At 70.0% G+C, this 18,089-nt stretch carries 20 protein-coding genes and 1 other RNA gene; 5 read left to right on the forward strand and 16 right to left on the reverse strand.

Annotation, left to right across the window (positions count from 1 at the left end):
• Nucleotides 1–39: 39 nt before the first annotated feature.
• The 5 genes from crcB to ssrA all read right to left on the reverse strand — a co-directional run bounded on the left by crcB (nt 40) and on the right by ssrA (nt 2,804).
• Entirely contained in the window at nt 40–384 is a 345-nt protein-coding gene (crcB, locus tag E7742_RS12255) for a fluoride efflux transporter CrcB (protein WP_137799195.1), read from the reverse strand.
• Nucleotides 381–758 (reverse strand): fluoride efflux transporter FluC, encoded by a 378-nt coding sequence (locus E7742_RS12260; RefSeq protein ID WP_175420610.1) that lies wholly within the window; start codon nt 756–758, stop codon nt 381–383. The genes crcB and E7742_RS12260 overlap by 4 nt, the downstream gene beginning before the upstream one ends.
• 36 nt (nt 759–794) lie before the next feature.
• Nucleotides 795–1,268: a GyrI-like domain-containing protein gene (locus E7742_RS12265; protein ID WP_137799196.1), complete on the reverse strand. Its 474-nt coding sequence runs from the start codon at nt 1,266–1,268 to the stop codon at nt 795–797.
• Nucleotides 1,269–1,325: 57 nt separating this feature from the next.
• A complete protein-coding gene (gene pip / locus E7742_RS12270; RefSeq protein WP_137799197.1) occupies nt 1,326–2,318 on the reverse strand; it encodes a prolyl aminopeptidase in 993 nt (330 codons plus the stop codon).
• 114 nt (nt 2,319–2,432) lie between these two features.
• Nucleotides 2,433–2,804: a transfer-messenger RNA gene (ssrA, locus tag E7742_RS12275) on the reverse strand.
• 253 nt (nt 2,805–3,057) lie between these two features.
• Here ssrA and E7742_RS12280 point away from each other — a divergent pair.
• On the forward strand, nt 3,058–4,263 hold the full coding sequence (locus tag E7742_RS12280) for a lipase family protein (protein ID WP_137799198.1): 1,206 nt from the start codon (nt 3,058–3,060) through the stop codon (nt 4,261–4,263).
• 15 nt (nt 4,264–4,278) lie between these two features.
• On the opposite strand, the gene E7742_RS12285 is transcribed toward E7742_RS12280, so the two are convergent.
• The 7 genes from E7742_RS12285 to prfB form a co-directional block, all read right to left on the reverse strand.
• Nucleotides 4,279–5,124 carry an EamA family transporter gene (locus E7742_RS12285; protein WP_254698989.1) on the reverse strand — a complete coding sequence of 282 codons (846 nt, stop codon included), beginning with the start codon at nt 5,122–5,124 and terminating at the stop codon, nt 4,279–4,281.
• Nucleotides 5,125–5,144: 20 nt separating this feature from the next.
• A complete protein-coding gene (gene smpB, locus E7742_RS12290; protein WP_137799200.1) occupies nt 5,145–5,618 on the reverse strand; it encodes an SsrA-binding protein SmpB in 474 nt (157 codons plus the stop codon).
• A 106-nt stretch (nt 5,619–5,724) separates the two neighbouring features.
• Entirely contained in the window at nt 5,725–6,630 is a 906-nt protein-coding gene (gene ftsX, locus E7742_RS12295) for a permease-like cell division protein FtsX (protein WP_137799201.1), read from the reverse strand.
• Between the two features lie 58 nt (nt 6,631–6,688).
• Nucleotides 6,689–7,378 carry a cell division ATP-binding protein FtsE gene (gene ftsE / locus E7742_RS12300; RefSeq protein ID WP_137799202.1) on the reverse strand — a complete coding sequence of 230 codons (690 nt, stop codon included), beginning with the start codon at nt 7,376–7,378 and terminating at the stop codon, nt 6,689–6,691.
• Nucleotides 7,379–7,440: 62 nt separating this feature from the next.
• Nucleotides 7,441–7,917 (reverse strand): hypothetical protein, encoded by a 477-nt coding sequence (locus E7742_RS12305; protein ID WP_137799203.1) that lies wholly within the window; start codon nt 7,915–7,917, stop codon nt 7,441–7,443.
• Nucleotides 7,914–8,816: a mechanosensitive ion channel family protein gene (locus E7742_RS12310; RefSeq protein ID WP_137799204.1), complete on the reverse strand. Its 903-nt coding sequence runs from the start codon at nt 8,814–8,816 to the stop codon at nt 7,914–7,916. The genes E7742_RS12305 and E7742_RS12310 overlap by 4 nt, the downstream gene beginning before the upstream one ends.
• Before the next feature lie 5 nt (nt 8,817–8,821).
• Nucleotides 8,822–9,931 carry a peptide chain release factor 2 gene (gene prfB / locus E7742_RS12315; RefSeq protein WP_137799205.1) on the reverse strand — a complete coding sequence of 370 codons (1,110 nt, stop codon included), beginning with the start codon at nt 9,929–9,931 and terminating at the stop codon, nt 8,822–8,824.
• Between the two features lie 116 nt (nt 9,932–10,047).
• Here prfB and hisN point away from each other — a divergent pair, with 116 nt between their 5' ends.
• The gene (gene hisN, locus E7742_RS12320) at nt 10,048–10,818 is read left to right on the forward strand and encodes a histidinol-phosphatase (protein WP_137799206.1); all 771 of its coding nucleotides are present in this window, start codon (nt 10,048–10,050) and stop codon (nt 10,816–10,818) included.
• A gap of 51 nt (nt 10,819–10,869) precedes the next feature.
• Nucleotides 10,870–11,196 (forward strand): hypothetical protein, encoded by a 327-nt coding sequence (locus E7742_RS12325; protein WP_137801181.1) that lies wholly within the window; start codon nt 10,870–10,872, stop codon nt 11,194–11,196.
• Here E7742_RS12325 and E7742_RS12330 read toward each other — a convergent pair.
• From E7742_RS12330 to E7742_RS12340, 3 genes are all read right to left on the reverse strand, one after another.
• Nucleotides 11,180–12,679, reverse strand: coding sequence for a DUF4153 domain-containing protein (locus E7742_RS12330; protein ID WP_137799207.1), 1,500 nt, complete (start codon nt 12,677–12,679; stop codon nt 11,180–11,182). The genes E7742_RS12325 and E7742_RS12330 overlap by 17 nt on opposite strands.
• 84 nt (nt 12,680–12,763) lie before the next feature.
• Complete coding sequence (locus E7742_RS12335; protein WP_137799208.1) at nt 12,764–13,753, reverse strand: HAMP domain-containing sensor histidine kinase; 990 nt, start codon at nt 13,751–13,753, stop codon at nt 12,764–12,766.
• Nucleotides 13,750–14,406, reverse strand: a complete 657-nt coding sequence (locus tag E7742_RS12340) for a response regulator transcription factor (RefSeq protein ID WP_137801182.1) — start codon at nt 14,404–14,406, stop codon at nt 13,750–13,752. The genes E7742_RS12335 and E7742_RS12340 overlap by 4 nt, the downstream gene beginning before the upstream one ends.
• Nucleotides 14,407–14,708: 302 nt before the next feature.
• Between E7742_RS12340 and E7742_RS12345 the strand changes: the two genes are divergently transcribed.
• Together E7742_RS12345 and E7742_RS12350 are read left to right on the forward strand one after the other, a co-directional pair.
• The gene (locus tag E7742_RS12345) at nt 14,709–16,121 is read left to right on the forward strand and encodes an acyl-CoA dehydrogenase family protein (RefSeq protein ID WP_137799209.1); all 1,413 of its coding nucleotides are present in this window, start codon (nt 14,709–14,711) and stop codon (nt 16,119–16,121) included.
• A 44-nt stretch (nt 16,122–16,165) separates the two neighbouring features.
• The gene (locus E7742_RS12350) at nt 16,166–17,374 is read left to right on the forward strand and encodes an acyl-CoA dehydrogenase family protein (protein WP_137799210.1); all 1,209 of its coding nucleotides are present in this window, start codon (nt 16,166–16,168) and stop codon (nt 17,372–17,374) included.
• Between the two features lie 80 nt (nt 17,375–17,454).
• Here E7742_RS12350 and E7742_RS12355 read toward each other — a convergent pair whose 3' ends face one another.
• Nucleotides 17,455–17,931: an Rv2732c family membrane protein gene (locus E7742_RS12355; RefSeq protein WP_137799211.1), complete on the reverse strand. Its 477-nt coding sequence runs from the start codon at nt 17,929–17,931 to the stop codon at nt 17,455–17,457.
• Nucleotides 17,932–18,089: the final 158 nt, after the last annotated feature.

Consider the following 18,089-nt stretch of genomic DNA (forward strand, 5'->3'; position numbering starts at 1 on the left):
ATCGTGCCAGGGGCGGACGTTACCGGCGGGTCGAGCCGCTCAGGCGGTGAGATGGAACCCCGCCCACGCCACGCCGATGCCGGCCGCGAGACTGGCCGCGACGTACACCGCCGACGTGACCGACCGGCCCACCCGCACCAGGCCGACGGTCTCGGTGGCGAAGGTCGAATAGGTGGTGAGTCCGCCGCAGAAGCCCGTCCCGAGCAGCGCGAAGACCGCGGCCGGCAGCGTCGCCCCGGACAACAGCCCGAGGACGAGGCACCCCACCACGTTGACGACGAACGTGGGCACCGGGAAGCTCGCGTACGACCGCAGGTGCCGCGCTGCGAGATAGCGCACACCGGCGCCCACACCACCCCCGAGCGCGACCAGCAGCACCGTCATGCCCGCTCCGCCCGCAGCCGGACGTGCACCGCGTGGCCCACGCCCATGCCGAGACGGGCGGCCAGCAGCGCGGGCACCAGCGTCGCGACGACGTAGAGAGTGGCCTCACCCGGGTTGCGGACCGCGTCGACGGCGAACGTCGAGAAGGTCGTGAAACCGCCCAGGACACCGACGCCGAGGAACAGCCGCCACAATCGGTCGGGTCCGAGAATCGCGGCCAGGACTCCGAGCAACAGTGAGCCGACGACGTTGACGACCGCGATGACCCAGATGCCGGGAAACTGCTGCGCGAGCAGGTACCGCACGGTCGCGCCCACCGCACCGCCCACCGCCACCACGGACAGTGCCCGTCCCTCCACCACGACCGCTCCCATCCGTCCCGTCGCCAGTATCGGCACGGCGATTGTCCGTCATCGTCCGCGACGGGGTGCGTCCGGCCGGACGGGAGGGCCCTGCAGCTGCAGGTACAGGTCGTGAGGTCCGTGCTGGTCGTGGTGGTATCCGACGTCGAGTTTGTGCGCGCCGGCCCGCAACTCGTTCGTCGCCGCCCACCGGTACATCTCGGCGAACGTGTCGGCGATCGCCGACACGTCCCCGACGTGCCGGTGGTGCAGGTACCGGCCGGCCGGTGCCCGGCCCAGGGTCCAGCCCTCCGGCAGGGACAGCGGCGGCACGTCGACGACGGCGCCGAGCACCTCGCGGTAGTCGCCGCCACCCAGGTCGGTGCTGAAGTCGACGAGGCCGTCGTCCGGGCCGCTCGGCAGGTCGCCGCGGCGCGCGAACACCCGTGCCCACACCTGCGGCACCACCACCGCGAGTTCGGAGAACGGCGCCACCACCTCGATCCCGACGATCGTCACCTCTCGGCGCTCGACGACCTGCACGACTGCGCTCCCTTCCGTTCACCGGCGCGCCGGCCCCCGGTCCACGACCGCACCCGATCATGGCAGCCGACGAGTGTCCTGCACGTCGGAACGGACGTGGACATCGGCGAACGAGTCGATCGCGGCGACGAGGTGACCGGTGAAGCTGCCGCCGCCGTGTCCGGCGTCGTCGACCACGACGAGCCGGCTGCCGGGCCAGAGCCGGGACAGCTCCCACGCCGTGTCGAGCGGTCCGGACACGTCGTGGCGACCGTGCACGAGCACCGCGGGAACGTCAGCCAACGCCGCCATCCCGTCGCGGATCGGGTTCTCGCCCAGGAAGTGGTCGTTGCCCCAGTAATGGGTGACCAGCCGCGCGAACACCATGCGGAAGGCGGGGTCGTCGTAGCGCGGGTTCCGGCTCCAGCCCGGCGCGAGTGAGACGTGGGTGTCCTCCCATTCGCACCACCGCCGGGCCGCGTCGTCCCGCACCCTCGGATCGGGATCGGCGAGAAGCCGCGCGTACGCGGCCGCGAGGTTGCCGTCGCGCTCGTCGAGCGGGACGGGTTCGACGAAGCGTTCCCATTCGCGCGGGAAGATCCGCCGCATGTCGCGGGTGATCCACTCGACCTCCGCGCGGGTACCGGATGTGATCGCCCCGAGGGCCATGCCGATCACCCGATCGGGATGCGCCTGCGCGTAGGCCAGGCCCAGCGTGACGCCCCAGGACACCCCTACTACCACCCACCGGTCGATGCCGAGGTGCTCGCGCAGCCGTTCGATGTCGTGGACGAGGTGCGCCGTGGTGTTGGTCGAGAGATCGGCGGCGGTCTCGCTCGCCAGCGGCCGGCTGCGCCCACACCCGCGCTGGTCGAAGAGGACCGCCCGAAACGCGGACGGGTCGAAGAACCGGCGCATGCCCGGTCCGCAGCCGGACCCGGGCCCGCCGTGGAGACAGACGGCCGGCACGCCGTCGGGGCGGCCGACCGTCTCCCAGTACAAGCGATGGCCGTCGGTCACCTCCAGCAGCCCGGACGCGTACGGCTCGGCGGGCGCGTGACCGAGGACCATGCACCGAGTGTGGCAGCCCACCGCGTCCTTCGCCGGCGGGCGGCCCGCGGGTCGACAGGTTCCGGACAACGAAAAAGGGGCCCGATCGGAAGGTTTTCCGATCGGGCCCCTCTCCAGTGGAGCTGCCGGGAATCGAACCCGGGTCCTCCGCCGCTTTGCCAGGGCTTCTCCGTGTGCAGTTCGCTATGCCTCTACTTGGATCTCCCGGTCTCGCGAACAAGCCGTGATGACGATCCCAGTCGCTGTTGGTTGTCCCGCTCCACCCCGCGACCGAGTGGAACGGTAGAGCCCTCTAGCTGATGCCAGGATCCGGGTCGAGGGCGAACCCGGGCTGACAGACACGCAGTCGCTACTTAGGCAGCGAGGGCGTAGTCGCGCTGATTGGAATCGGCGCTTATTGGTTTGCAGCGACGCTTACGGTGGTCTCTTGCCTGCACCGACACGCTTCCCCTGACTCAACGTACGCAGTCGAAACCGTTCAGCCCCGTACGTCCCCACGACTCTCGTGAGGTCACCTACTGTAACTCCCCCGCCCCCGGGATTCATCCCGATTATCGCGGTTCGACGACCCCGCTGTGCTCGAGCACACCGACGCGTCGAGATCGAGCACACCGGGCCGTGCCGCCCATCTGCGCATTTCCGCATTGGGAGGCAGCCGGTTCCGTTACTGTCGGGCCCCGACACCGCGATCCGGTGACGCAGATCACCATCGCGCAGCACGGGACATCTGGGGGGACGCATGACGTCATTGGCGCGTCGACTGCTGGCCGCTGCCGCTCTGGCGCTGACCGCCGTGGTGGCCGGAACCGCGCTTCCCGCGACGGCGACCGCCGCGCCGGCGTACCCCGCTCCCCTTCCGGATCCGTTCTACTCCGCGCCGCCCGACATCGCGTCGAAGGCGCCCGGCGACATCCTCGCCACCCGACGCGCCGACACGTGGCTGGTGCCCGGCAACGAGGTGTGGCAGATCAAGTACCGCTCCACCAACTCCGCCGGTGAGCCGATTCCGGCGGTGACGACGGTCATCAAGCCCGTCAACGCGCCGGCCGACATGCCGGTGCTGTCCTACCAGGCGATCGTCAACTCGCTCGGGATGCGCTGCGCACCGTCGGCAGCGTTGTTCACCGGCGAGATCAAGGACGTCTTCGGGTTGCCGCTGGCGCTCGCGCAGGGCTGGGCGGTCGCGATCCCGGACCATCTGGGACCGCAGAGCGCGTACGGCGCCGCCAAGCTCGGCGGCATGATCACGCTCGACGGCGTCCGCGCGGTCAAGCGGCTGCCGGAGCTGCGGCTGTCGAACAGCCCGGTCGCGCTGGCCGGGTACTCGGGCGGCGGTATGGCGACCGCGTGGGCCGCGGCCCTCAACCCGACCTACGCGCCCGACGTCCGGCTGGTCGGGGTCGCACAGGGCGGGATCCCGGCGGACATCGAGCTGATGGCACGCGGTCTCGGCCTCGCCGACCGTCACCCCGGATTCGGTCTCGGCTTCGCGGCGGCGATCGGGCTCGAGCGCGAATACCCGGACCGGCTCCCGATCGGTGATCAACTCACGCCGAGCGGGCTGGGCTTTCGCGAGGAATTGAAGGACGAGTGCCGCACGATGATCATCGCCAAGGGCCTGTTGCACAGCGTCACCGAGGTCGCGAAGTCCACGAGCCTGATCGACGACGAGCGCACCCGGGCGGTGATGCGCGAGAACAGCCTCGTCGACTACCCCGGGGTGCCGACCGCGCCGGTATTCATGTGGCAGGGCACCACCGACGAGCTGACCCCGTATCGGTCGGTCGCGGCGACCGCCGAGCGCTATTGCCGCGCCGGCGCGACGTTGATGTTCCGCGGGTACCCGATCGCCGAACACATGACCAACGCGGTGGTGGGCCTGCCCGAGGCGTTCACGTATCTGAAGGACCGGTTCGCCGGGCTGCCGGCGCCCACGAACTGCTGACCGAATCTCCGCCGGTCACACGGCGGCCACGGCGATCATCGCGACGGATGCGAGCGCCAGCAGCAGGCCGGCCTGCTGGGTGCGGCTCACCCGCTCGCCCAGCATCACCATGGCCAGCAGCACCGTCGCCGCCGGGTACAGCGACCCGATGACGCTCACCAGGGAGAGCAGCCCGCCCTGGAACGCGAACATCATCGCGGCGTTGGCGACCACGTCGAGCAGCGCAATGTAGACCGACAGCCGCAGCACCTCCCCGTGCGGCGGGCGGACGTGCCGCGACGCGAGCGCCACCGTCCACACCACCGCGGTCGCGGCGGCCCGGGCGGCGGCGAGCGGCAACAACCCGGTGCCGTCGGGAATCTCGTGCAGACCCACGAATGCGAAAGCGAATGCCACCCCCGAGCCGACGGTCAGCCACGCGACCGGCCGGGTGAAGCGCAGCTGCCGGCCGCCGGCGACCTCGCCGGCCACCGCGTCCGGCGATTCGCGCGACACCAGCACCACCGCCGCCAGTGCCACCACGATCCCGCCGTACGCGACCGGTCCGGGGCGCTCGCCCAGCACGACGCCGACGGCCACCGGCAGTCCCGCGACGAGGACGGCGGTGAGCGGGGAGACGACCGCCATCGGCCCCGCGGCGAGCGCCAGGTAGAACCACCACACCGCGAGACCGGAACCGACCCCGGACGCGGCACCCCACAGCAGCGCCTCGGCGCTGACGGTGCCGCCCACGAGCGGGGTGAGGGCGAGCACCAGCAGCAGGGAGAGCGGGTAGGAGACGATCACCACCCGCAGGGCCGCGACCCGGCGGGACGCCACTCCTCCCACGAAGTCGCTGACGCCGTAGCCGACCGCGGCCACGAGCGCGAGCAGGACTGAGGTCAGCGCATGCCCTTCACGCGGCGTCCGATCTCGCGGGTCACCTCCCGCTCCGCGGTGCGGCGGGCGAGATCCTGGCGTTTGTCGTAGTCCTGCTTGCCCTTCGCGAGCGCGAGTTCGACCTTGACCTTGCCGTCGGAGAAGTACATCGACAGCGGCACCAGCGTCTGGTTGCCCTCACGGGTCTTGCCGACCAGGTGCTCGATCTCACGCTTGTGCAGCAACAACTTGCGAGTACGGCGCGGCGCGTGGTTGGTCCACGTGCCCTGCGTGTACTCGGGGATGTGCAGCCCGCGTAGCCACACCTCGCCGTCGTCGACGGTGGCGAATGCGTCCACCAGCGAGGCCTTGCCGTCGCGCAGGCTCTTCACCTCGGTGCCCAGCAGCGCCACACCGGCCTCGTAGGTGTCGATGATGGTGTAGTTGTGTCGCGCCTTGCGATTGGTCGCGATGACCTTGCGGCCCTTCTCTTTCACGTGCGGGCCCTCACTGTCCTCGATCCGCCGTCAGTTCTGTTCTGACCTGAAATTGCTACGACACCAGCATAGGTGTCGTAGCAACTCGTTTACCCGCCGCCGCGGGTCAGTCGCGCACGTACAGGCGCAGGGCGATGTAGGAGGTGACGGCCGCCATGCCGGCACCCACGATCGCGATGAACGGTGTCACCAACAGCACGTCGCTGTCGGAGATCCGCGCGACGATGTTCGCGTCGTAGATGTCGGCGAGCACCCTGTCGATGAACAGACTCTTGGCGCTGAAGAGTCCGACGATGGCGAGGACCGCGCCGATGAGCGCCGCGACCACCGCCTCGAGCAGGAACGGCAGCTGGGTGTACCACCGGGTGGCACCGACCAGCCGCATGATGCCGACCTCGGTGCGCCGGGTGAGCGCGGCGACCTGAACCATGTTGGCGATCAGGAAGATCGCGGCGATCGCCTGGACGATCGCGATCGCGAACGCCGCGTTCCGGATGCCGCCGAGCACGCTGAACAATCGGTCGACCAGTTCGCGCTGATTGAGGATGCTGTCGATACCGGGGCGGGCGCCGAACTCGGCGTTGATCACCCCGAACTGCTCGGGATCGCTCAACTTGACCTTGAACGACGCCGGAAAGCTCTCCGAGCTCACGAGCGAGGCCAGCTCCGGGTTGTCCTTGAACACCCGGTCGGTGGCGTCGGCGACGGCGTCGTCCCGGTTGAGGTACTGCACCGAGACGACCGCGTCGGTGTTCTCCAGGTCGCTGCGGATGCCGCGGCAGATGTCCTGCCGGCAGTCCGGATCGGACGCCGAGACGTCCTCCGTGAGGAACAACTGCACCTCGACGCGGTCCAGGAAGATCTGCTGGGTCTTGTCGGCCATCTGCACGATCAACAGACCGCCGCCGAACAGTCCCAGCGAGATTGCGGTGGTGAGGATCATCGCGATGGTCATCGTGATGTTGCGGCGCAGGCCGGTCAGGACCTCGCTGAAGATGAAGCTGGCGCGCATCGGAGTATGCAGTCCTTGTGTCGTCTGTTCGAGAGGGTGGTGAAAGGCGTCGTCGGCGTCAGCGGCCGACGGCGTACACGCCTCTCGCTTCGTCGCGCACCACCCGTCCGAGGTCGAGTTCGACGACGCGGCGGCGCATCGAGTCGACGATGTGGTGGTCGTGCGTGGCCATCAGCACGGTGGTGCCCGTGCGATTGATCCGCTCGAGCAGCAGCATGATGTCGGCGCTGGTGTCCGGGTCCAGGTTGCCGGTCGGCTCGTCCGCGAGCAGCACCAGCGGCCGGTTCACGAACGCCCGCGCGATCGCCACCCGCTGCTGCTCACCGCCCGACAGCTCGTTGGGCATGCGGTCGGCCTTGCCCGACAGGCCCACCAGTTCGAGAACCTCGGGGACCGTGCGCGCGATGACCGATCGGGGCTTGCCGATCACCTCGAGCGCGAACGCGACGTTCTGCGAGACCGTCTTGTTGGGCAGCAGCCGGAAGTCCTGGAACACGTAGCCGACGCTCTGCCGCAGCTTGGGCACCTTGCGTCCGGAGAGCTTGTTGACGTGGAAATCCGCGACGTGGATGTCCCCCGAGGTGGGCGTCTCCTCCTTGAGGAGCAGCTGCATGAACGTGCTCTTGCCCGAGCCGGACGGCCCGATCAGGAAGACGAACTCCCCCTTGTCGATCTCGACGCTCACCTTGTCCAGGGCGGGCCTGGTGGAGGCCTTGTAGAACTTGGAGACATCCTTGACGCTGATCACGGAGAGCCAGTCTAGCCGTTATCGAACGGTGACCTTGGGTAGCGACGCGCCCCGACGGCGCGTCAGCCCTCGGGCGTGGGATTGGTCGTCGACTCCGAGCCGGGCGTGGTGGTGACCGGATTCTGCGTGCGCTGCGGCTGCGTCGTGGTCGTCTGCTGCCGTTCCGTCGTCTCCTGCGTCACGCTCTCACGTCCGGGGACGGGAACCGTCGTGGTGGTCGACTGCCCACCCGAACGGCTCGTGGTCTCCGACGGCTCCTCCGACAGCGACGGCGCCGTCGTGGACGTCTCGGTCGGCGGTTCGGTGCTGGACGTCTGCTCCTGCGGCTGCACCGCGGGACCAGGATCCGTTCGGTGCTCGGAGCTCGTCTGCGCCGGGGGGTTCGACGCGGGCTCGGGTGCCGGGTTGAGATCGGCGTTGAGCATCGCGAGTCCCAGCCACAGCACGCACATGACGACCGTCGTGGTCCGCACCCGCCCACCGAACAGCTTGCGCGGGATGCGCTTCCACAGCAGCGACACCTTCTCCTGCGGGCTCATTCGATCTCACCGCCCACCGCGTCGGTCTCGAGTTCGGCCGAGACGGTGATCCCGGCGCGGCGCAGCGCCGTCACGACACGGACCCGCAGCGCTCGACCCACCTGGAACTGTTTGCCCGGCAGCGTCCGCGCGACCATGCGGATACTCACCTGATCCACCGCGAGGCTCTCGACGCCCATCACGGACGGCGTGTCCAGCAGCAGCGGACGCAGCGCCTTGTCCTCGTACGCGTCCACGCCGACGCGATGGAGGATGTCGTTGACGTGGTTGATGTCGGCGGTCGCCGGGATCGGCACGTCCACCACCGCACGTGCCCAGTCCTTGGAGAGGTTGACGGCCTTGACGATCTGACCGTTGGGCACCGTGATGACCTCACCGTCCGCGTTGCGCATCCGGGTCACCCGCAGCGTCACGTCCTCGATCACACCCTCCGCGTCCGTGGACGATCCGGTGATGGCGATCTGGACGGTGTCACCGAACCCGTACTGACGTTCGGTGATGATGAAGAAGCCGGCGAGGATGTCCTGCACCACGCGCTGCGCACCGAAGCCGAGCGCCGCGCCCAGCACCGTGGCGGGGGCCACGAGGCTGCCGATCGGCAGTCCCAGCAGGTTGAGCACCTTCATCGCGGTGATGACGTAGATGATCGTGATGACCACCCACGTGATGACCTGCGCCACCGAGTGCCGGTGCTTGGTCGCCTCGGACCGGACCAACGCGTCGCCCTGCTGGTACGTGTCGTCGATCCGCTGGGTGATCCGACCGCCGGCCCAGTTCACGAACCGGGCCAGGATCAGCGCACCGAGGATCGACAGCGCGATGGGAAGGCCGGTGACCTTCAGCCACTCCTGCAGTCGGTCGTACGGGGTGAATGTCAGGGCAAGATATGTGGTCTGCATGCGTCCTAGGCTTGGGCTTGGGCTTCGCTCATCCGCCAGCGAATGCCGGCCTCGATGAATCCGTCGATCTCACCGTCGAGCACGGCCGACGGGTTGTTGACCTCGTACTCGGTGCGCAGGTCCTTGACCATCTGGTACGGGTGCAGCACGTACGAGCGCATCTGGTTGCCCCACGAGCTGCCACCGTCGCCCTTGAGCGCGTCCATCTCGGCACGCTCCTCCTGGCGCTTGCGCTCGAGCAGCTTGGCCTGCAGGACCCGCATCGCGGACACCTTGTTCTGCAGCTGCGACTTCTCGTTCTGACACGTCACGACGATGCCGGTCGGGACGTGCGTCAGCCGGACCGCCGAGTCGGTGGTGTTGACCGACTGGCCGCCGGGGCCGGACGAGCGGTAGACGTCGACGCGGACGTCGTTCTCGTCGATGTCGATGTGGTCGGTGGTCTCCACCACGGGCAGCACCTCGACCTCGGCGAACGACGTCTGCCGGCGACCCTGGTTGTCGAAGGGGCTGATCCGCACGAGGCGGTGGGTGCCCATCTCGATCGACAGGGTGCCGTAGCTGTAGGGCGCCTTGACCGCGAATGTGGCGCTCTTGATCCCGGCCTCTTCCGCGTACGACGTGTCGTACACCTCGACGCCGTAGCCGCGCTTCTCGGCCCAACGGATGTACATGCGCATGAGCATCTCGGCCCAGTCGGCGGCGTCGACGCCGCCGGCACCCGCGCGGATGTTGACGAGCGCGTCACGCTGGTCGTACTCGCCCGAGAGCATCGTCTTGACTTCCATCGCCTCGATGTCGGTGCGCAGCTGCGCCCGCTCGGTGTGGACGTCCGCGACGGCCTCCGGACCCTCCTCCTCGGCGAGCTCGTACAGCACGGCCATGTCGTCGAGCCGCGAGCGCAGCTCCTCGACCCGGCGCAGCTCGGCCTGGGCGTGCGACAGCTGGCTGGTGACCTTCTGCGCGTGTTCCTGGTCGTTCCACAGGTCCGGGTCGGACGCCTGGTGCTCGAGTTCGTCGATGCGGCGGCGCAGTTCCTCGACATCGAGGACCTTCTCGACCGTGGTCAGAGTGGTGTCGAGCTCGGCGAGGTCAGCGGAAACATCAGGATGCACAGTTATCCAGGTTACCGGGTGTATCGCGTGGGCCGGAGTTGCACCGACCACACCGGCGGCTCGGCGGCCCGGATCACCGGCGGAAGGGGCCGCGGCGGTGCAGTAGCGTCGAGCGCGTGACCGACCTCGAACTCGCCCTGCGCCTGGCCGACGAAGCCGACTCCATCACCCGCGCCCGCTTCGGCGCGCTGGATCTGAAGGTCGATTCGAAGCCCGATCTGACGCCGGTCTCCGACGCCGACCTGGCCGTCGAGCGCGCGCTGCGGGCGGTGCTGGGAGTCGAGCGTCCGGCCGACGCGGTGCTGGGTGAGGAGTTCGGCGGCGACGCGACGTTCGAGGGACGGCAGTGGGTGATCGACCCCATCGACGGCACCAAGAACTTCGTCCGCGGCGTCCCGGTGTGGGCCAGCCTGATCGCGCTGCTCGAGGACGGCGTGCCCGTCGCCGGTGTGGTGAGCGCCCCCGCCCTGCACCGGCGCTGGTGGGCGTCGGCCGGTGCGGGCGCGTGGGCGTCTTTCGACGGCGGCGCGCCGCGTCCACTGTCCGTGTCGGGGGTCCGGGACCTGGCCTCGGCGAGCCTGGCGTTCTCGTCGCTGTCCGGCTGGAAGGAGCGGGGCATCCGCGACCGGTTCGTCGACCTCACCGACGACGTGTGGCGCATCCGCGGCTACGGCGACTTCTTCTCCTACTGCCTGCTCGCCGAGGGCGCCCTCGAGATCGCCGCCGAGCCCGAGGTGTCGCTGTGGGACCTGGCACCGCTGGACCTGCTGGTCCGCGAGGCAGGCGGACGCTTCACCAACCTCGACGGCGTCGACGGCCCGCACGGCGGGAGCGCCGTCGCCACCAACGGTCTGCTGCACGACGAGGTCCTCGCCCGGCTCCGCTGATTACCCTTCCCCGCGTTGTGCGCCGGAGCGATACGGATGGGAGTGACAGGAATGGACGCCGACGAGGTCGACTTCGCCCACACCGACCAGGCCGACCGCAAGCGCCGGGAGAAGGCGCTGGGGCTCGCCCGGTTCGCGTGGGAGCGCCGCGTCACGGGCGCCGAACTGCTGGACATGCCCGACGACCGTCTCCGTAAGCTCGCGCGCGCCGCCGGGGCGAACCCGCCGAGCACCCGCGAGACCTGGACGGTGGCCGCGGAGCTGATCGACGAGAAGGACCGGTGGGCAGCCCAGCATCCCGACGACCCGCGAGCGGCCCGCCCCCACGCCGACGAGAAGATCATGTGGGTCAAGCCACCGATCACCCCGTGGCACTGATCGTGCACGGCCCGACCGGCCGCGCCTGCAGGATGTCGTGCGCCCGCGCCCGGGCGGCGTTGTAGTCGAATCCGGTGGCTCCCGAGCCGACGTCGATCCCCGACAGCGCGCACGAACGGGCCGGCTCGGGCAGGCGGTCCAGTTCGGGCACCGCGTCGACCGAGAGCCCACGCAGGTAGGCGACGTCCAGACGGCCGGTCTCGGCATAGCGGTCGACATTGCGGCCTGCGATGTAGCCGTCCGGGTCGAGCGCGGCGAACCCCAGCACACCGATCACCGCCGACACCAGCACCGCACGCGGAAGCCATCGACCCGACATCCGCACCCCCGCCGCGAGCAGGAGCACGAACACCACACCGAGCCACAGCTCGACCGCCATCACCGACAGGCGCAGACGGGTGTAGCCGAACTCGTTCTCGTACAGCGACATCCGATGCAGCGCCGAGGCCACCACGACGAGGCTGAGCCCGCACAACAGCCCCAGCAGCACGCGCGCGAGCACGCGATCGCCGCGGCCCGCGCGGTCGATCCTGCGCACCACCACCGCGATGACGATCAGCGTCAGCACGGTGACGGCCGCGAGCTGCCAGAACCCCTGCCGCGCGTAGTTCGCGTACGTGAGCCCGGCGGTGTCGCGCACGTGGTCCTCGCCGCCGAACAGCACCCGCACCTGCACCGCCACGAAGCCGGCGAACAGCAGATCCAGCAACACCAGTGGGACCGCCCACTCCCACGATGCGAGGGGACGACCGGGCCCGGGGGCGAGCGAGTCGAACCGTGGGGGCCGCCGGCGCAGGTAGGCCGCGGCCAGCGCGACACCCGCGACGCCGGCCCCGAGCAGCAGGCGTCCGAGAGGGTTCGTCACCCGCACGTCCGGCACGACCGCGTCGAAGAGCCGGCCGAATTCCGGGTCCGCGCTGACGAACAACGACCCGAACAGCGCCACCAGCGCGACGCTCAGCGCCGCGACGACCACGACGCGCCCCGGGTGGACGCGCCGTCCGCCGCGCCACCGCGCCCGGCCCCGGTGCACCCATCCCGCGACTCGCACCGGCGTGAACCCCGGTGCGAGGACCCCCAGCGCCATCCCGGTCCAGGTGCGGCCGCCGACGAGCGCGAGCGAGCCGGCGACCCAGCTCGCCACCACGCACAGCGCGACCAGCCACTCGGCCCCGCGCAGCGCGGCTACCGCGAGCAGTGCCAGCGTGGCCGCCACCGCCACCAGTCGGAGCGCGCTCGGGCGCGGACGCACCGTCGCGAACGCCGTGGTCACCACCGCCGCGCCGGTGAGCAGGTAGGCCACGCTCGCCGCCGGGGTCTGCACGGTGAGGGTGGCGAGGGCCCCGGCCCCGAGCGCGGCCGCCACCGTCACGCGGGGCGCCAGCGACGTCCGGTCGCGGCGCCAGGCTCCGCGCGGCCAGCCCCGGAAGGCGCGGCCGGAAGCCGGAATCGCGTCCGGCGGGCTCACGGTCGATGCAGTCATCTCTCCTCCTCCGCGCCGGCCCCGAGGGCAGGCGTCATCGCGGGACGAGCGGAAAGCGCTCGTCCCGAATCGAATTCGGTCGTTCTAGCTCTGCGGCAATGCCACGCGGATGCAGCAGCCGGACGCGGTGTCGAGCACCTCGATGCGGCCGGCGTGCAGTTCGACCGCCCACCGGGCGATCGCCAGCCCCAGGCCGGTGCCGCCGTCCTGGGTGCCGCCGCGGGCGAAGCGTTCGAAGACGCGGGAGCGGTCGGCGACGGCGATGCCGGGCCCGTCGTCGTGGACGTCCAGGAGCAGCTCCCCGGCGCGGGGATCGGTGCGCACCCGGATCCGAACCGGGGCGTCCGGCGAGCCGTGCCGGGCCGCGTTGTCGACCAGGTTGGTGATCACCTGGTGCAGGCGCGCGCTGTCGGCCACCGCCCGCAGCCCCGCCGGCGCGACGTCCACGTCCACCCACAGCGGCCGCGCCGGACTGGACGCTTGCCGGACGACGTCGTCGAGGAACGGCTCGATCGCGAAATCCTCGCGACGCAACGGGACCGCGCCGCCCTCGAGCCGGGACAGGTCCAGCAGGTCGGCGACCAGCCCGCCGAGCCGCTCGGTCTGCGCCAGCGCCGACCGCATCGTCGCCGCGTCCGGCATGGCGACGCCGTCGACCACGTTCTCGAGCACCCCCTGCAACGCGGCGATGGGTGTGCGCAGCTCGTGCGAGACGTTGCCGATCAGTTCCCGGCGATAGCGGTCGTGCGCCTCGAGATCCTCGGCCATCTGGTTGAACGCCGTCGCGAGCTGGCCGATCTCGTCCCGAGACGTGGACCGCACCCGGCGCGAATAGTCGCCCCGGGCCATCGCTTTCGCCGCCGCCGTCATCTCGCGCAGCGGCGACGTCATCCCGTGCGCGAGGATCTGCGTCACCACCAGCGCCGCGACGAGCGCGGCCAGGAGGGCATATCGGAACTGCCACTGCGCGGTGATCCAGAACGTGAGCGACGCGAGCACCAGCGACGCGCCCACCAGCAGGCCGGTCTTGGCCTTGAACGAGCGCAGCGGGTCGAGCGGACGGGGCCAGTTCATCGCGGCACCTCCAGCGCATAACCGACCCCGTGCACCGTGCGGATGACGGCGCCACCGAGCTTGCGGCGCAACGCCTTCACATGGCTGTCGACGGTACGACTGCTCGCGCCCGCGCCCCAACCCCACACCTGTTCGAGCAGCGTCTCGCGGGCGATGGCGGCCCGCGGTCGGGACGCGAGGTGCGCGAGCAGGTCGAACTCGGTACGCGTCAGATGCACCTCCGCACCGCCACACCGGACCAGCCGGGCGCTCAGGTCGATCGACACGTCACCGAGCACCACGACGTCCGACCGCGTCGTCCGGTCGGAGCGGCGCAGCAGCGCCGCGATCCGCGCCACCAGTACCCGCATGCTGAACGGCTTGCTCAGGTAGTCGTCGGCGCCGACACCGAGTCCGATCACCATGTCGGTCTCGTCGGTCCGCGCGGTGAGCATCAGCACCGGCACCGGGCGCGCGGCCTGGATGCGCCGGCACACCTCGAGTCCGTCGAATCCCGGCAACATGACGTCGAGCACCACCGCGTCGGGACCGAAGGCGTCGCACTCGGTCACCGCCGTGGGCCCGTCGAACGCGACGCGGACGTCGTAGCCCTCGGCCCGCAGGCGCGCGGCGATCGTGTCGGAGATCGTGCGCTCGTCGTCGACGACGAGCACGCGGCGCTGGCTACCCGGTTCGCGGTTGATCACGGGATCGACTGTATTTCTCGGGTGTGGGGATCCCCCGGAGAAGTTGTGAAGGTTGTGTGCAGGTTTCCCCCTCGCTCCGACCCCGGCCGCCACTCCCCCGCGTTTCGCGCACTTGTCGCGGCCCCGGGCCCGGCCCCGGCTGCCGCGCGAGAAGTGCGCGAACGCGAGGAGGGAAGGGGGCCGAGTGATGCTCGACACTTTCCGGTGGTGCTCGACTTCGTTTCTTACTCCGGAGTAAGGTAGGGGCGTCCGAGACCGAACCGCGAGAAATGGTCATGATGAGCAACCAAGACGTTGTGAAGACGAACGGCGCCGCGCGTGAGCCCCGCGACACTTCGGCGGTCGGCCTGAACCCGGTCAAGCGCGACGCGATGGGTGCCGCGATGCGGTTCCTGACCCGCATCACGGGATCCGACCTGGCCGAGAAGTACAACCTGCGGCAGGTCATCGACCGCGTCACCTACGAGGGCACGAAGACGGGATTCAAGACCCTCGGCGCCGCGACCCGCACCTTCAACCGGGTCTCCGGCAACGGTGCCCCCACCCGGTTGCCCGACGGGGCGACCCGGAACGCCGGCTACTTCGACCTGACGCCCGACGAAGACCAGCAGATGATCGTCGAGACGGTGCGCGAGTTCTCGGCCGAGATCCTGCGCCCGGCCGCACACGACGCCGACGAGGCCGCCGAGGCGCCCGCGGACCTCCTGAAGCGCTCCGCCGAACTGGGCATCACACTCATCAACATCCCGGAGGAGCTCGAGGGCGTGGCCTCCGAGCGCGGCGCGGTCACCAACGCGCTCGTCGCCGAGGCCCTCGCCCACGGCGACATGGGTCTGGCACTGCCGATCCTGGCGCCGAGCGGTGTGGCCGTCGCCCTCACCCAGTGGGGCACCGACGCCCAGCAGAAGACGTACCTCCCGGCGTTCGCCGGCGACAACGTCCCGGCCGCCGCCGTCGTGGTGAGCGAGCCCCGCGCGTTGTTCGACCCGTTCGCGCTGCAGACCAAGGCGGTCCGCTCCCCCAGCGGCTACAAGCTCAACGGCGTCAAGAGCCTCGTGCCCGCCGCAGGTTCGGCCGAATTGTTCGTCGTGGCCGCCGAACTCGACGGCCGTCCGGCGTTCTTCATCGTCGAGTCGGACACCGAGGGCCTGGTCGTGGAGGCCGACCCGAGCATGGGCCTGCGGGCCGCCGGGCTGGGCCGGTTGATCCTCACCGACGTCGCGGTGCCGGAATCGGCGATCCTCGGCGACGGTGACGCCGACCAGCGCGCCCGCGAGTACGCCGACGCGGTGCGACTCGCACGCCTGGGCTGGGCGTCGCTCGCGGTGGGCACCAGCCAGGCCGTGCTCGACTACGTGATCCCCTACGTCAACGAGCGGGAGGCGTTCGGCGAGCCCGTCAGCCACCGGCAGGCGGTGGCGTTCATGGTCGCCAACATCGGAATCGAACTCGACAGCATGCGGCTCGTGACGCTGCGGGGCGCATCCCGCGCCGAACAGGGCCTGTCGTTCGCCCGCGAGGCCGCACTGGCCCGCAAGCTCGCGGCGGACAAGGGCATGCAGATCGGGCTGGACGGCGTCCAGCTGCTGGGCGGTCACGGCTTCACCAAGGAGCACCCGGTGGAGCGCTGGTACCGCGACCTGCGAGCCGTCGGCGTGGCCGAGGGCATCGTCCTCATCTGACGCCCACCCGATCCGTCGGACCTTTCGACCAGGAGACCTCTTCGATGATCAATCTCGAACTTCCCAAGAAGCTGAAGGCCTCTGCGAACCAGGCGCATCAGGTCGCAGCGCAGATCTTCCGTCCCATCTCCCGCAAGTACGACCTCGCCGAGCACGAGTACCCCAAGGAACTCGACACCATGGCCGCCATGGTCGAGGGTCTCAACGACTCCGGCCAGGGCGCGTCCGGCGCCGCGCTCGGCCGCGGCGACGACAAACCCAAGGCCGTCGGCAACACCAACGGCGGCAACATGGCGTCGCTGATGAACGTGATCGAGACCTGTTGGGGTGACGTGGGTCTGACCCTGTCGATCCCGTACCAGGGTCTCGGGAACTCGGCGATCGCCGCGGTCGCCACCGACGAGCAGCTCGAACGCTTCGGCAAGGTGTGGGCCTCGATGGCGATCACCGAGTCCAGCTTCGGATCGGACTCGGCGGCGGTCACCACCACCGCGGTGCTCGACGGCGACGAGTGGGTCCTCAACGGCGAGAAGATCTTTGTCACCGCCGGCGAGCGCTCCACACACGTCGTGGTGTGGGCGACGGTCGACAAGAGCAAAGGGCGCGCGGCCATCAAGTCGTTCGTCGTACCGCGGGACGCGCCGGGACTGAGCGTCGCCCGACTCGAACACAAGCTCGGCATCAAGGCGTCCGATACCGCGGTCCTGCTCCTCGAGGACTGCCGCATTCCCAAGGACAACCTGCTGGGCGATCCGGAAGTGAACGTGGAGAAGGGCTTCGCGGGCGTCATGCAGACGTTCGACAACACCCGCCCCATCGTTGCGGGCATGGCCGTCGGGCTCGGCCGCGCGGCGCTCGAGGAGCTGCGCGCCATCCTGCAGGAGGCCGGCGTCGAGATCTCGTACGACACCCCTGCCTACAACCAGCACGCCGCGGCCGCCGAGTTCCTGGCGCTCGAAGCCGACTGGGAGGCGTCGTACCTGCTGGCACTGCGGGCGGCGTGGATGGCCGACAACAAGAAGCCGAACTCGCTCGAGGCCTCGATGTCGAAGGCCAAGGCCGGCCGCACCGGAACCGCGGTGTCGCTCAAGGCCGTCGAGCTCGCCGGCACCTACGGCTACTCGCAGCGCCCGCTGCTCGAGAAGTGGGCCCGCGACAGCAAGATTCTCGACATCTTCGAGGGCACCCAGCAGATCCAGCAGCTCATCATCGCCCGCCGCCTGCTCGGCAAGACGTCCGCCGAGCTGAAGTAGGCCCGACCGCCGCTACCCGATACCCAGACAGGGGTGCCCGCCGCACACGCGCCGGGCACCCTTCGTCGCATCGGCCCGGCTCAGCGCTCCATGAGGTTGGAGCGTCCCGCCACCACCGGGATCCACAGCACCGCCAGCAACGCCATGGCCGCCCACTCGACGAGCAGGCCGTAGCCGATGCTGCCGGCGTGGACGCCGCGGACGCTGTGCTGGGACCAGTAGGTGAGCAGCCCCAGCGCGGTGCCGACGGTGACACCGGCCATGGCGACCCACGCGAACACCCAGCGGCGGGTCCACGCGGCCAGCGCGGACACTCCGATCCCGAACACCACGACGAACCACGTGAACACACGGGCCAGCGCCGCCACCTCGTGATGCCCACCGGCGAGGACCTGCCACGCTCGCAGTCCGTCGACCTGGGGGGCCGCGAGCGCAATCAGCAGGATCAGCACCGTGGCGGCGATGAACGGGCCCCGCCCGCGGGGATCCACCTCGCGGGCCACCCGGGCCTCGATCGACGCCAGTTCGCGGCGCAGCAGCGACAGGTCGTCCTTCATGAACTCAGTCCGGTCGATGCTCGTCTGCGCTGAAACACACCGACGACCCTATCGGCGGGCGTCGATCCGGGTCGGGCAGGCCCCGCGCTCGACGCGAACCGTACGGCCAGTACGAATTCACGTTCTGTGACCTGCATCACCGCTAGGCTGGGGCAGCC

This window comes from Rhodococcus sp. SGAir0479, assembly GCF_005484805.1.
Classification (GTDB): Bacteria; Actinomycetota; Actinomycetes; order Mycobacteriales; family Mycobacteriaceae; genus Prescottella.